Genomic DNA, 12,589 nt, shown 5'->3' on the forward strand with positions numbered 1-12,589 from the left:
TGATTCGCGCTAACGGTGGCAGTTGTCGAGATGTCGTCAAACATCACCAGATATCCCGACAGGTTCAGATTTCGGAAGCGAGCATCTTTGTTCGCGTCTACGAAGTAGTCAGCCCCGATGCGAAACTCGCCGGCTGACATCCAACTTCCGCCGCCACCACCCCCGGAGATGGTTACGGAAATTGCGCCCGCGTCGTTCATCAGGTACACCAAGCCAGGCACAACAGCCACCTTGCGCCCGGACCCGTTGAGTGTGATTGTCAGCCCTGCATAACTTCCGCCGACGGCCTCATTGTGAATCTTGGTCGTGACGCCGTTCAAGTTCAACGTCAGAGGTGCATCCGTGATCGTTACCGAGCCATCGGCCAGCCCCTTGATTTTGGCGTTTGCCGGGCTGCTTCCGCCGATCCAGACGTTCCGGCCCCAGAACCCGTAATCGGAGCCGTACTTGCCGATCCAGGCACAAATGCCATTCGATCCGTCGTAGGCATACAGCGCGTCGACCTGGTTGGCGCCGCCGACTACCAGGCGACCCGTAAGCAGGCTTCCGAGCACGGAGACATTGCCGTTCGCATCGGCTACGATGGGCGCATCCGCGGGAGACGCGCCGCCGATCATGGCCCGCTTGAACCAGGCGCCGGCGTAACCCGCGACGGCATCTCGCCAGGTTCCAGGGTTATCTACTTCGGGCGGCCGGCTGATCCAGCGCGGCCCGCTGCGGTCAAGCCGTATGATTTGGTCCGCGCCGCCGATGTGCGGGTACGCCTGTTTGAGCGCCGACAGGAATCGCCGCACCGCCTCAACGGGGTCACCGCTCCACGTGGCCGGATCTTGCCAGAGGGCTTCGCCGGGGTCTCCGTTCGCAATAACTATTTCCCGCCCGGCTTCAGGGGATGATCCCCCGGTTTCACAGACCACCCGGCCCGCGCGAAACGAATAGGCGTGAGTGACGTACCCCAGCTCCCCGTCAGCCGTGCGGCCCACTAGGACGGTGCCGTGCAGCGGTCGGTTTCCCGGGCCGCCGGTCTCTCCAGGCGCCATAGGCAGCGCGCACAGCCTCTCCACGCAGGCCAACAGATAAATAACCGTCTCCCGCCCCAAGGCTTCGCCGATGGCCTTGATATCGGTCGTGCCCAGTTGGCTAGCCAACTCCCGGGCCTTCTCTTCCTGGAACTCGCAAACCGGGCGCCGGCCGCTCGTGGCTATGTACGTCTGCGGGGCGACCTCGCGAATCTTCTCCCAGCGATCCGAGAGAACTCGCGAGTAGTCGTGTGCCGAGAGTCTGGAGTCGGTACCGAGAACTAGTGCGTTAGCGTCTTTCAAAACGATCATCGTTGACATCAAATTCCCCTCGAATGTGCGGCGCGTGCCGGTCGCTGGTACCTTCCCCCTACTTGCCCCTGGGAAATGCCCCAGAGAGGCTCACAGGCCGCTTTACGTGGATTCTGGCGCGTGGGGGGTTCGGACCGTTTCACCGCCAGGCGCAGTTTGTCCGCGTGCACCGCCGCCAGGTCTCGGAGGCGCGCGAGCAGCCCGCCCGGGTCACCCGTGCGCGCGATCGCGGTCTCGAGCTCGGGGCGCAGGTTGCGAAGCCAGCGCGAAGCGTCCAGGGCGGCGCCGGCCAGGCGGTCGCGTTCTTCGGACCATTCAACCTTGCTCACAGCAGCGTCACCATGACCGCCCGCAGGCCCTTGTCAGCCTGAACAATCTCAAATTCGACCAGGGCGCCTACTGTAATCTGCCGGTCGCCTTCGGTGCCGACCTGGGAGCAGTGGAAAAATACGTCTGGACAGCCGACCCGCCGAATAAACCCGAATCCGCGGTCATCAAAATACGTCTTGATCGTTCCTTTTTCTCTCATCGCCGCTAACCTCAGTCGTGCCATACAAAAATACGGGCTCCGCGCACGAGGTCGGAGCCCGTTTGACATAGGAAGGACCGCCCCATCGAATACACGCGTCCCGGTGCTCGTTAACCGGAACGCGCGCACCCAGTGACAGGGCGGGGGTCACTGGGCCGAACCGTTTACGCCTTCAGGCCGCGAACGACGCAGAAGGCTTTAGGGCGAAGCAACTGCACGTCGCCGCGCAGATACGCCCTGATCCACACTTGACCATCAGTAAAGGCGCCGTTGGTGCCGTCCGCAGCCACGCGGCTGGCTTCGATCACCAGGCGGGTGCGCAGACCAACACCCATAGCGGAGTAATCCCCGATGAGAACATCGGAGCATCCGTTCGGGGTGCCACCTTGCGCGAGGTCAATGGACACTTGGTTGCTAACCAGCTTTTTCAGGCCAGCCCAAGACGGGGGGGCCGTCAGTGGGGCGTTGGTGGTGCCTTCTTTCAACTGGTCAAGCTGTTTCGCCGTTCGCGGCGCGTAAATGGCCACCGTGGGCGTGATGTTGTTCTCGACAACGGTAAAGTACCCGTCCGAGAGCTTGTCGTAACTGGCGATAGTCGCGCCGTCCGCGGCCATCAGGACTTCGGGGACGACGGTGTTGGCGTAGATACTGAGTCCCTTGGGTTCCGGGGCCACGCCAGAGCCGTACAGCCCAACGCGGTCCATCTCCAGGGCGAGCACCTGCCCAAGCGCGTTTTCGATGACGCTGTGAGCATTCGGGGCGTCTTCGATAAGCTCGATGGAGCACTTCACCAGGGCCGCGAGCTTGCGGGCCGTGAACGTCACCGCCTCGAATTCTCCGTCGCTCGCCGTAATGGTCGTATTTTCCGCCGTCCACGCTGCCGTGGGGTCCGTCTTCAAGCGGGCCATTTTCAGCGTTGCGGCATCCATCGGAATGATTACCGCGCCGGCCTGAAAGATAGCCGCCTTGTTGCGCATGGCGTCGATAACGCCCGCCGAAAGCGGAGTCGGGACCATTGCGCCGCCGGCGCCTACGGTTCCCTCGGCCATCGCGCGCTGTTCCCCCTCGGCGCCGTCCCAGTTGCCGGTGACGTATCCGCGAATGAACTTACCGAGGCTGAGTCCGTCGTACTCGGCGGGGTAGGTGCCGCGCACATGGTCGGCCATGCGCACTTCGCCGGTGATGATACGGGGGTCACCGCTCGGGGTGATGCTGGAACGCTTCATTCCGGTGCCGGGGTGCCCCACGAGCCGGGTCATGTCCTCCTGGAGGTCGCGTACCTGGTCATGGCGGCCAATGGTAGCCAGCAGCGCATCAGTCTTTTCCTTGAGCCCGTCGACGTCTCGCTGCTCAGCCGTGGTGAGGCTGCGCTTTTCCCCAATGGCGGTATCCAGAATGCTTGTGGCGGTTTTGATGTAGGCGTTCGCCTTCTCGCGTATTTCACGAATCGTTGACATAGTATTGCTCCAGTTCTCTGTTGGTTAATTGCGGCCTGCACCGCTGCACGCGCACACCGCCGCCATGCTTGGCTATCGGAGGTTTGCGTACGGGCCAGTTGCGCTCCGCCTGGCGCGCTTCCGGTCCACTGGAGTGGGGGTTAAGGTATCTCCGTTCCGACGTCTGCCGGGTTGCAGATACCTGTTAAATGTAGCCGCTCTGCGCCCTTTCCAGGGCCAGTTGCGGGTTAAGACGCATAGGCCGCGGTCGGGGCCTTAAGTTCGCGCCGGATGTTCTCGTAGACTTCCTTTATCACGGGGTCTAGTGCGCGCGCTTCTTCAAACAGGGAGTCTACAGACCGCTTTTCTTCGGCCGTCATGCCCTTGCCGGTCATGACCGCGCCATCCACGATTTCGGCCGCGCTCTGCACCTTGAAGGCGCGCGCCGCGAGAATTTGGCGCAGGCTTCCGCCAGGTCCGGACAGGCGCCCCGATCTGACGTGCTGTATCAACTCCTCGGTAGGCAGGCTGCCGTATCCGTTTGAATAATCAGTTGCCATCTTTCCTTACCTCCTGGTAATTGCGGCTTTTCGTTGGTGGTTCACGGAGGCTCAAAATTGATCCCATGGGTTCGCCTCGTCGGGTTCATGCGGGGGTTTGATCCCCAGGCGCGCCCGGGCGGCCGGCGTGGCGCCGATCTGGTTTCCCCAGGCAATCGCGTCACGAGAGAACCGCGCCACCAGCTTTGCGTCGTCGTTTCGCGTGGCATCCCGCGCACCGTCGATACAGGCCACGTAAAAAGCAATGGCGTGACCGACGATCCGCTGCAATGGCACGTCCGCGGCTTCCAGGTCGCAGAGAACCGCGTCCCAGGTGGCATACGATGAAGGCGACAGCCACGATGGCCGCTCGGGGGTTACGCTCCGCGGCTTGGTTGGCCGAGCGCCCCTGCGCCTCTCCTGTTGGCCGCGCCTTGAATTTGGGTTCCGCAATGGTCCTCGACTTCCCATGTGGTTCACTCCAGGATTTCGGTCAGAATTTGGAAAACTGGTCACACGCGCACGAGCCTTCCCACGCGGTCTACGGTGGCGCTTGCTACACTTCCGACCACCCCCGTGTGTTATCAACAACTTACGAGCATCGGCAGCCTCAGTCCCGCGCCCGCGCCTCGGGCCGGTCGTGGTCGATCTCGGGCGCCCACTTCAGCCGCCCGGCGAACAACGGCCCGGCCTCCGCATCCGCTGGTCGCGCGTTGGTCTCCACAAGCACCAGGCTTGCCCACTTCTGCATCACGCCGGGGTACTTCACTGGATCGGACGCGACGATGCGCGCGGCCTCTTTATTGCCAGCGCGGTACCGCTCTGCGATCCGTTGTTTGACTGTCACAATCCACCCCCAAATAATGTTTCACGCGGATGTTTCGCAGTTCGCCACCTACCCTACGGTGGCGAGCAAGGTGGCGAACTAAAATCGGTGGCGTTTTAGAGCAGCGGCGAATACCCGTAAATGCTTACCTTTGTTCCTGTTCGCCAGTTCGCCGCTACCCCTCGGCGCGACTGCCAAACTGGCGTTTTAAGTCAGTTCGCCACCACCCACACCCCTATAAGGGGTGGGGTGGCGAGCTAACGCTGGCGCCTAATCAGCGAGCACCCAATCAGGAGCATCTTCGGTCTCCACTGCCGCCACGGAGTACCGCCGCATGTTCTTCGCGCCGGTCTCGAACCGGATAGATCCCGCCAGAACGCCATCACCCAGGAACCGCCGGGCCACATTACGCCCCAGGTTGTGCTTGCTTGCCAAGTCCTCGAACGCCTTGCCGGTCACGCCCGGATTCAATCGAAGCAACGCCGTCATTTGCTCTGTAACGGTCTGCCTCGCGTTGTGCTCATCGCATCGCGTGAACCGCCCGCCCGCGTAGTCATACATGATCTGCCCCGCGTGCCCGAATCGGTTCTTGAACGGGCGCAGCGCCATTTTGTCGAGTTGCCCGTCACCGAAGTTCGTGACGTGGTAACCCGAGTCAATGGCCGCCTTGAAGTCGCTGGAGCCGCGGTAGTCCTTCGCCGTGTCTGCCTTGCCGTCGTGATGAATTACGACCACGGTTGCCCCGAGGTCAGCCAACCGCCGGCATCGGTGCATGAAGGCGCGGGTTTCGCCCGCGTCGTTCTGATCCACTGGGCCGAAAGCCGAGAACGAATCCACCACCACCAGCGGCTTAGGGTCACAGGTGCGCACCCAGTCCATCACGGCCGGCGCATCCGGTTGCGGCGCCTCTTGCGCCAGCCAGCCACCCCAGAAGCGTATCCGGTCGCCATCGATCATCCCGAGCCGCTCTAGCCGGTCCGCTATCGCGCTCAAGGGGTTCTCTCGGTCCAGGAAAAGCACGGGTACACTCACGTCGCGCGTCCATGCCGTCGCCAGCGTACTCTTACCCGAGCCGCTATCGCCCGTCAGCGCCACCACGGCGCCACGCGGCAATTCGGGGTGGCGGATGTACTCGATATCGGTGCTCCCACAGTCCCGCACGGACGGAATCTCCGCCACCGTCGGCACTTTCTGCCCGCGCGGTCCGATGCTGGAGAACGCCTCTTGTGCAGCGGTAATGATCTCAGCCGCGTTCTCGCCCGAAACGCCAGCGCGACTTGCGATGTTCTGGCAGGCAAAGATGACGCGCCGGAGCGCGGCCTTCTCTGCCAAGATGCGAACGTAGCTTTCGAGGTTTAGTATCTTCGGCAGACCGTCATCGAGCGAAACCAGGTAGCCCAGCCCGCCGCACGATTCAACCTCGTGGTGCCGCTTCAACTCCTCATAGAGGGTCAGACGGTCAACCGCTTCGCCGCGCGTGTACAAATCCGTAATGCGCCGAAAGATCCGCCGATGTGCCTCTATGCTGAAATCGTCAGCAGCAACGCCGGCGGCCACAGTCGGATAGGTCAAGCCATCCAGGAGAATCGAACCGAGCACGAGTTTCTCGGTCTCAACGCTGCACGGCAGCGTGCGTTCAATCGCCTGGCTCATCTGCACCGCTCCCGAAACACCGCCTCGGCTACCGCTTGGGGAACTCGAAGCGTTTGATAGCCCCGCCTGCCGCGCGGGTTTGCATCGCCCATCTTGAACACGCCCGGCCGGTCCTGAAACATTCGCCGGATGCTGTTCTCGCTGAGGTTCCAGATCTTCGCCAGTTCGGCCGGCGTGAACATGCGGCCGAAGGGATCAGGCACACTTCCGGCGCCCGCTGCAGGTGTCGCGCGGGATTCGCCGATACGTGCCATTTAGATGTTAGGGAACTCGAATGAACTCTCGATGTGCCTGGGGACTGCCCATCAACTGCCCGTTACCGTAAACCTTGCAGGTATGATCCGCGCGCGCGGGCCTGGTGCCATCGTTACCGCTCCACGAGGGCAGGGAAGACAGGGGTGCGCTTGGTGTGAGTTGAACATATTGCCGTCGGCCAGTTCCGATCCACTCGCCCCAGCCCCGGGACACCAACTGCTTCGCAGCGCCCTCCGACACTCGCCGGATAAGGGAACCGCCGGAGCGCACCTCTACCGCGGGCGGCGCGGAACTGTCCGCGTGCGAGCGAGGTACCTGCCTCATTCATGCCCCTGCTTATTCAGCCAGTAGGTCAGGATCGGAAGAGTGTTAATGGCGTCATCGATAGCCGCACACGTCCCCTCATAGTCCACTACGTACGCGCCGGTCCGCAGGGTGTCGTCGGCCTGTTGGTCCTTGCCGACGAGGTCAATGAGTCCTTGGTGGCAAAACACGTGCTTTAGGCCACCGGGCAATACCGGCTCCGCCGCAAGTTCATTTTCCAGGTTTTCGATGTATACGGTAGCGGCTGACGGCTTGAGCCCGTTTTCCGCCATCCGCGCAAAAATCCAGAGAGAGATGAGATGTTCGCGGCTGAACAGCCGGTAGGTCCGCGCTCCTTGCGTAACCACGGCTGCTCTCACGTGCTCACGGTCGAGGGCTATCTGTAGCGCAGTATCGCTAATACCGCAGATTGCCGCCGCCTGCTTCGCGGTGTAAAGGTTCTCGCTCGATGCCATCATTTGCTAGTGTCTCCCAAGTCTCAGGATACTAGCATTTGCTGGCGTCGTCAACACTTTTTTCTGGAATTTTTGCGGCGGGGGATTTTGGCCGATATCTGGCCGATGAAATAAAAAAGCCCGTAAGCTATTGAGCCTACGGGCCTAAACTTGGTGCGGAGAGGGGGACTTGAACCCCCACGAGCTTTCGCCCGCTCGCACCTCAAACCACTGCTTGCGTTCTGCCCTATTCCCCTGCGATATGCAGCCGTATGGAAACGCTACGTCTGAACCTCCTGGAATCTTCTGGAATCCCTTCCAGTCCGGCAAACTTCCGGCAAACTTATCGCTACTCTGTCTCGCTCGAAAAGACGGATATCCCGTCCGCACCTCGCGTTCTCTTCCCTCCCTCCCGGAGCGAGACCCTTCAACGGCGACGCAGCGGGGCCTTCGTACTTGCTTGTTCTCGCCTTCCGAGCGACGAATGTGGTGTCCGCCGGCAACGGCGCACAGGAGCTAGAGCATGAAGGTATTCACAATTGACAGCGAGAACCGAGTGTGGGCTTTTACCTCAGCTGCCCAGCATCGAATGGACGCTCAATTCTCGACTGAACGGGGCCTGATGAGTGCGACGGCCACATGGCCCGCATCGCGACTGCTGGCGATTTGGGCGGGCCTGCCGGGTTCGATCGCGGTTAAGAAGTTTACTGACCGCAAGACGGCGGTTCGCCGCATATGGAACGCCGTTCAGACACTCACCCCGAGCGAAAGCCGAAGTAGCGGCACCGGGAACGGCCGCAGGCCGACCAGCAAACAGTCCCAAGTACTTGGGCTCCTGAAGCGCGCCCAAGGCGCCACACTGCAGGATATCGTTACTGCCACCGGCTGGCAGCCCCATTCTGTTCGCGGCTTCCTAAGTGGGGTAGTCAGGAAGAAAATGAAGCTGGCGCTGCGTTCGAGCCAATCCGAAATCGGCCAGCGGGCGTACTCGCTCGATCTGCGCTCGGAGCCGACCGAACCGGGAGAGGAAGCAGAGGGGGGACCCCGATGCCAGTAAAGCCGTGCACCGTTTCGATTCGAAAGGGTGCCGGCGACTTCGAGTTGGTGGAAACCTTGCGGGTAAGCCCGGAAGCGAAGCTCTGCGGGTCCACCGGCTATCTGATCCGCTGTCTCAGCGTCGCCCGGGGGCGGTCGGTCCTTACCGATGTCGACCCTACAAGTCTTACGATTGAACGCCGCATTGACGATCTACCGGTCATTCACAGGATGTGGTTCCATCCTGATGGCGATTGCCTAGCGTACAAGGAAAAGGTGGGCAGCCCGAGCACCTTGTTCTTTATCAGCAGAAAGGGCTTGCTGGCCGCACAAGCGACCCTGCCCAATGCCGTCAGCGAGGCGGCAGCAGGCCCAGCATGCTGGTATATCGGCTGCCGTGACGGGAGACTATATGCATATTCGCCAGAGGGCCTATGCATCTGGCGCCGCCACGTCGTCCGTCCCCGCCCAAACCCATACTACTTGTTGGCCGCGTTCACCGGCGCAACCGAGCCGCCCTATCTCTCAGTCGCCTCCTCGTGGCCCGGCCCACCAGTCATCGCCGAAAGTGAACGCATCTTTCTGTTCAGTGAGTTCGGCCACAGGTGCTGGCGCTCGACGATTCCCAATGCGCACATTGCGCAGTACGACATCTGCATGCCTGGCTACATCCCCGTACCTTCGGAAGCTCTTCAGAAGCTGGGGATTGAATTCCCCGACCGCGTTCCTCTCGGATTCGTGCCGAATGACACTCGATAGCAGTACTCAAACTTCATCCGCTTCGGCGCCCCGCTCCACGTTCAATAAGTCTATCGAGGTCTTCCAAGAAGCCGCCGGCGAGACCGGGGAAGACGTGCTGGCCAGGGTGGATTTGATGCCTGGCCGCTCGGGCAGCGACGAAGTGATTCGCAGCCTTGCCACGTGGTACCAGCGGATCGCAATGGGTACGACCGAGGGACGCGTGCACGTCTTCAACGTCGAAGGGACGTTGGTAATGAGTGTTTGCGTCGGGCATGGTCCCGTTTCTGCAATCGTCGCGGATCATCGCGGGCTGATGGCGACCTACTGCGCCGGACTGCTCACTACATTCAAGGACAACGACATCAGCGGATGTGCGAAACTGCCGGATTACTATGCGAGCGTCGCAGCGCATGCGGGTGGTCTGCTCGTTTGGCGTTGGCATACGGTTTGGTTTGTGAACAGGCGAGGTCGCGTGGTCTGGAAGGCCGAATTCTCAAAAGCGGTCCGCAGCGTGATCCCCGACGATGTCGGCTTTACCGTTCTCGCTGGTCACCTCTTTTCGTTTCGCTATCTTCTTTCGACGGAGCGGAGCTCAGCTTAGGACATATGGTCAATCGCCAACACGCGCACGTACAGCTTTTGCGGGAGTGCGTGCCCGTTACCGGTCAATCCGTATGCTCGGCCCTGAATACTGGGATGCGCTCAATAACGCGATCTATAGCACTATGCCGGGGTCCACGGCGCTGGAGGCCTTCGAAGAGCTGGTGACATGCGTTGGAAGCACGCCGGCACGTTGATCAACCGGAGTCGGAAATCATTCCCGTGTTGAAACGGCATTCGGATTCAGCGACGCCGTTCTCGGTCTGCTACTTACACCGGCCGCATCTTGTAGTAGATTAGTTGGGGTATGATTGGGCTTGAACAGCATCCTTGTTGATTTCTACGCAGGCAGAATACCTGATGACCGCGGTAGGCGACTCGCTGAGATTCAGTCCTGGGGAGTCGAAGATCTGGAATACGTACACGACTACATTCAGTGGCTGTTCCCTCTCCGCACACCGAGCCTTGTAAACCCGGAAGCGCCGATCCTCGATGATGAGGTGATCGCCGCCCTTTCACGCCCGTCTGGAGTTACGAGATGCATTGGTTCGATCGTTTGAGACCATGCTTCGCTTCTACGGTTTCGAATTACGAAGATCGAGCATAGGACTCACGGTCATTCGCTCAAGGGAATTCCAGCCCCGGGCGGCCAGATGGGTACTGCCGCTCAACCATAACCACCTCCGCATCACCCGCATTCTAGCGTGCCTTCGAACGCTCGGCCTCCCCCTGCACGCAGCAGCGTTCTTTGAGGGACGTGTATTTGGACGAGATTTGCAGTCGAAAGTTCGGGATCTCGGAGGAAACATACGCATACTGGGAGAGAGCGACGGCGGGGACTGATGAGTTTTGAAGTGACCCCGGCGCGGCTTCGGTAGACGGACGACCTCCCTCCGCGTTCTTGAAGCCGACGATCTGGCCCTTTTCCCCGTCCAGCACGACTGGATATCGGATCGATAAGCCGTCCCTGATCAGTAAACGATATCCCCCAAAAGCCGCTCCCGCAGGCGCAGAACTGTCCACGGCCAACGCATCTACTGCCGCCCGCTTCCCCAAATGGCAGCCGCCAAGATTCCAGCTGATCGTGGTCTTGCCGCAGCCAGGCTTAGGGTTGATGACGGCTATCGTTTTGATTGGCGGTCTGATTGGAGTCTCAATTGGGCTGATGGGCTGTCTCTCTCTGCGGGAGGATGCCGGTTCATTTGGATCGTGCAAATACCCCGAGCCGCCGCAGCGGCCGCAGTCCTTATTCCCGCCGCGGCTATAGCATTATTCCCGAGCCATATGGCACCCCCGATGATAGTTGGATGAGCTTTCAACGGCAAGCCTTGGGCGACTGAAAGAAACGTGCCTAGCGGGTCGGGGCAGTAAGGTGGGGTTTGTGGAAAACACCTCCGGTTGCACACGTCTCGAGAGTCCCCCAGACTCCCACAATTAACCCGGAAACCGGCTTTTGGCAGATCTAGGTATTGCGGTTGCAATGCGATATGACTACAAGCGCGTCGGCTGTTACTGGGGTGGACGCGATAGCTTCTGGGGGGCTCGCGGCGGTGACAGCAGGGACTGGTTCAAATGATTCAACTGACTGAACTGCAGTCGATGCGCGACACGCTGCAGCGCGCGATCTTCAGCGGTACGCGCCGCGTGCAGTTCACCGACCGCGCGGTCGAGTACAACAGCGTCGATGATATGCGAAAGGCGCTCGCCGACATCGACGCTGCGATCGCAACCGCCTCGGGTGCGGCGCCCTCCTCTTTCAGCCTGGCCATGCACAGCAGAGACTAAATGAACGCCCTTGACAAAGTGATCGGTTACTTCTCGCCGGAGCGCGCATATCGGCGTGCGCGGTTCCGCGCGGCGACGGAGACGTTCGCGTATGACGGCTCAAAGTCGGGACGGAGGACGGACGGGTGGGTGGCGGCCGGCGGCGACGCGAACACCGAGATCGGCGCCTCCCTGATCAGCTTGCGGAACCGGTCGCGCGATCTGCTGCGCAACAATCCGTACGCCAGCAAGGCCATCGCCGAACTGGTCGGAAACACAGTGGGAACGGGATCGTTCCTCAGGCAAAGACGGGAACGCCGGAGATCGACAGGATCATCGACGGCGAGTGGCTCTACTTCGCTGAGAACTGCGACCCGGGCGGGCAGTTGGATTTTTACGGGATGCAGGCGCTCATCGTGCGCACGCCCGCCGAGAGCGGTGACAGCATCGTCCGGTTCCGGCCGCGGCTGCCGCAGGACAATTTCCGAGTGCCTCTTCAGTTGCAAGTACTGGAAGGGGACTTCCTGGACATCTCCAGGCATCGCGACGGGGCACATCGTCCAGGGCGTGCAATTCAACCTCTTTGGACAGCGCGAGTGTTACTGGCTTTATAACTATCACCCGGGCGGCGTCTACTTGCTGAATCCGTACGGGGGCCTTCTAGCCAGCCGGTGCTCGCCTCGCAAGTGATGCACACCTACTGCATCCTGCGGCTGCATCCTGCGGCCTGGCCAAGTGCGCGGAGTGCCATGGCTGGCGCCCGTCATGCTCGCGATGCGGGATCTCGATGATTATCGCGACGCGGAGCGCATGCGGAAGAAGACGGAGGCGTGCCTGGCGGGAATCGTGACGCGTCCCGAGGGTTCGGGTGGTGCTCCAGTTAGGTGAGACGCAGTGGTGGTACTTCGACAACCGCTTGGCCGACGCCCACGGCGGGATGCCGTTCTATGACCAGGAGACAATCGATGCGTTCGCGGCGGCGAAGGGTCACCAGATTTGGCCGTTCACTTCGAACACGGATGATCCTGCTGGCGATCCGGCGCACCCGAATGAGACGGCGGATTTCCTTCGCGACCGGATCTGGTCGTATTGCCAGGACGTGATCTCGTACGTGCGCGCGTC

The 12,589-nt window shown here is 61.1% G+C and carries 15 protein-coding genes; 6 read left to right on the forward strand and 9 right to left on the reverse strand.

What is annotated here, in order from left to right:
- The 4 genes from VN622_05745 to VN622_05760 all read right to left on the reverse strand — a co-directional run.
- Positions 1 to 1,340, reverse strand: a 1,340-nt coding sequence (locus VN622_05745) for a hypothetical protein (GenBank protein HWR35357.1), incomplete at its 3' end; no start/stop codon positions are given.
- Positions 1,341 to 1,656: 316 nt separating this feature from the next.
- Positions 1,657 to 1,860, reverse strand: a complete 204-nt coding sequence (locus VN622_05750; protein ID HWR35358.1) for a cold shock domain-containing protein — start codon at positions 1,858 to 1,860, stop codon at positions 1,657 to 1,659.
- 164 nt (positions 1,861 to 2,024) lie between these two features.
- The gene (locus VN622_05755; protein ID HWR35359.1) at positions 2,025 to 3,317 is read right to left on the reverse strand and encodes a phage major capsid protein; all 1,293 of its coding nucleotides are present in this window, start codon (positions 3,315 to 3,317) and stop codon (positions 2,025 to 2,027) included.
- Positions 3,318 to 3,544: 227 nt separating this feature from the next.
- Positions 3,545 to 3,856 carry a hypothetical protein gene (locus VN622_05760; GenBank protein ID HWR35360.1) on the reverse strand — a complete coding sequence of 104 codons (312 nt, stop codon included), beginning with the start codon at positions 3,854 to 3,856 and terminating at the stop codon, positions 3,545 to 3,547.
- Positions 3,857 to 3,913: 57 nt separating this feature from the next.
- Between VN622_05760 and VN622_05765 the strand changes: the two genes are divergently transcribed.
- Positions 3,914 to 4,183 (forward strand): hypothetical protein, encoded by a 270-nt coding sequence (locus VN622_05765; GenBank protein HWR35361.1) that lies wholly within the window; start codon positions 3,914 to 3,916, stop codon positions 4,181 to 4,183.
- 262 nt (positions 4,184 to 4,445) lie between these two features.
- Here the strand turns inward: VN622_05765 and VN622_05770 are convergent, their stop codons facing one another.
- The 4 genes from VN622_05770 to VN622_05785 form a co-directional block, all read right to left on the reverse strand.
- Positions 4,446 to 4,682, reverse strand: a complete 237-nt coding sequence (locus tag VN622_05770) for a hypothetical protein (GenBank protein HWR35362.1) — start codon at positions 4,680 to 4,682, stop codon at positions 4,446 to 4,448.
- Positions 4,683 to 4,931: 249 nt separating this feature from the next.
- A complete protein-coding gene (locus tag VN622_05775) occupies positions 4,932 to 6,314 on the reverse strand; it encodes a DnaB-like helicase N-terminal domain-containing protein (protein HWR35363.1) in 1,383 nt (460 codons plus the stop codon).
- A complete protein-coding gene (locus tag VN622_05780) occupies positions 6,311 to 6,568 on the reverse strand; it encodes a hypothetical protein (GenBank protein ID HWR35364.1) in 258 nt (85 codons plus the stop codon). The genes VN622_05775 and VN622_05780 overlap by 4 nt, the downstream gene beginning before the upstream one ends.
- A gap of 321 nt (positions 6,569 to 6,889) precedes the next feature.
- Positions 6,890 to 7,351, reverse strand: a complete 462-nt coding sequence (locus VN622_05785; protein HWR35365.1) for a hypothetical protein — start codon at positions 7,349 to 7,351, stop codon at positions 6,890 to 6,892.
- Between the two features lie 499 nt (positions 7,352 to 7,850).
- Between VN622_05785 and VN622_05790 the strand changes: the two genes are divergently transcribed.
- The 4 genes from VN622_05790 (at position 7,851) to VN622_05805 (ending at position 11,488) form a co-directional block, all read left to right on the forward strand.
- On the forward strand, positions 7,851 to 8,384 hold the full coding sequence (locus tag VN622_05790) for a DUF3489 domain-containing protein (GenBank protein ID HWR35366.1): 534 nt from the start codon (positions 7,851 to 7,853) through the stop codon (positions 8,382 to 8,384).
- Positions 8,375 to 9,121, forward strand: a complete 747-nt coding sequence (locus tag VN622_05795) for a hypothetical protein (GenBank protein ID HWR35367.1) — start codon at positions 8,375 to 8,377, stop codon at positions 9,119 to 9,121. The genes VN622_05790 and VN622_05795 overlap by 10 nt, the downstream gene beginning before the upstream one ends.
- Positions 9,108 to 9,704: a hypothetical protein gene (locus VN622_05800; protein ID HWR35368.1), complete on the forward strand. Its 597-nt coding sequence runs from the start codon at positions 9,108 to 9,110 to the stop codon at positions 9,702 to 9,704. The genes VN622_05795 and VN622_05800 overlap by 14 nt, the downstream gene beginning before the upstream one ends.
- Positions 9,705 to 11,275: 1,571 nt before the next feature.
- Positions 11,276 to 11,488: a hypothetical protein gene (locus VN622_05805; protein ID HWR35369.1), complete on the forward strand. Its 213-nt coding sequence runs from the start codon at positions 11,276 to 11,278 to the stop codon at positions 11,486 to 11,488.
- A gap of 26 nt (positions 11,489 to 11,514) precedes the next feature.
- Here VN622_05805 and VN622_05810 read toward each other — a convergent pair whose 3' ends face one another.
- On the reverse strand, positions 11,515 to 12,009 hold the full coding sequence (locus VN622_05810) for a hypothetical protein (GenBank protein HWR35370.1): 495 nt from the start codon (positions 12,007 to 12,009) through the stop codon (positions 11,515 to 11,517).
- 326 nt (positions 12,010 to 12,335) lie between these two features.
- Between VN622_05810 and VN622_05815 the strand changes: the two genes are divergently transcribed.
- The coding region (locus tag VN622_05815) for a hypothetical protein (GenBank protein HWR35371.1) at positions 12,336 to 12,589 on the forward strand (254 nt) is incomplete at its 3' end.

Source organism: Clostridia bacterium, from assembly GCA_035561135.1.
In the GTDB taxonomy this organism is placed as follows: domain Bacteria; phylum Acidobacteriota; class Terriglobia; order Terriglobales; family Acidobacteriaceae; genus DATMYA01.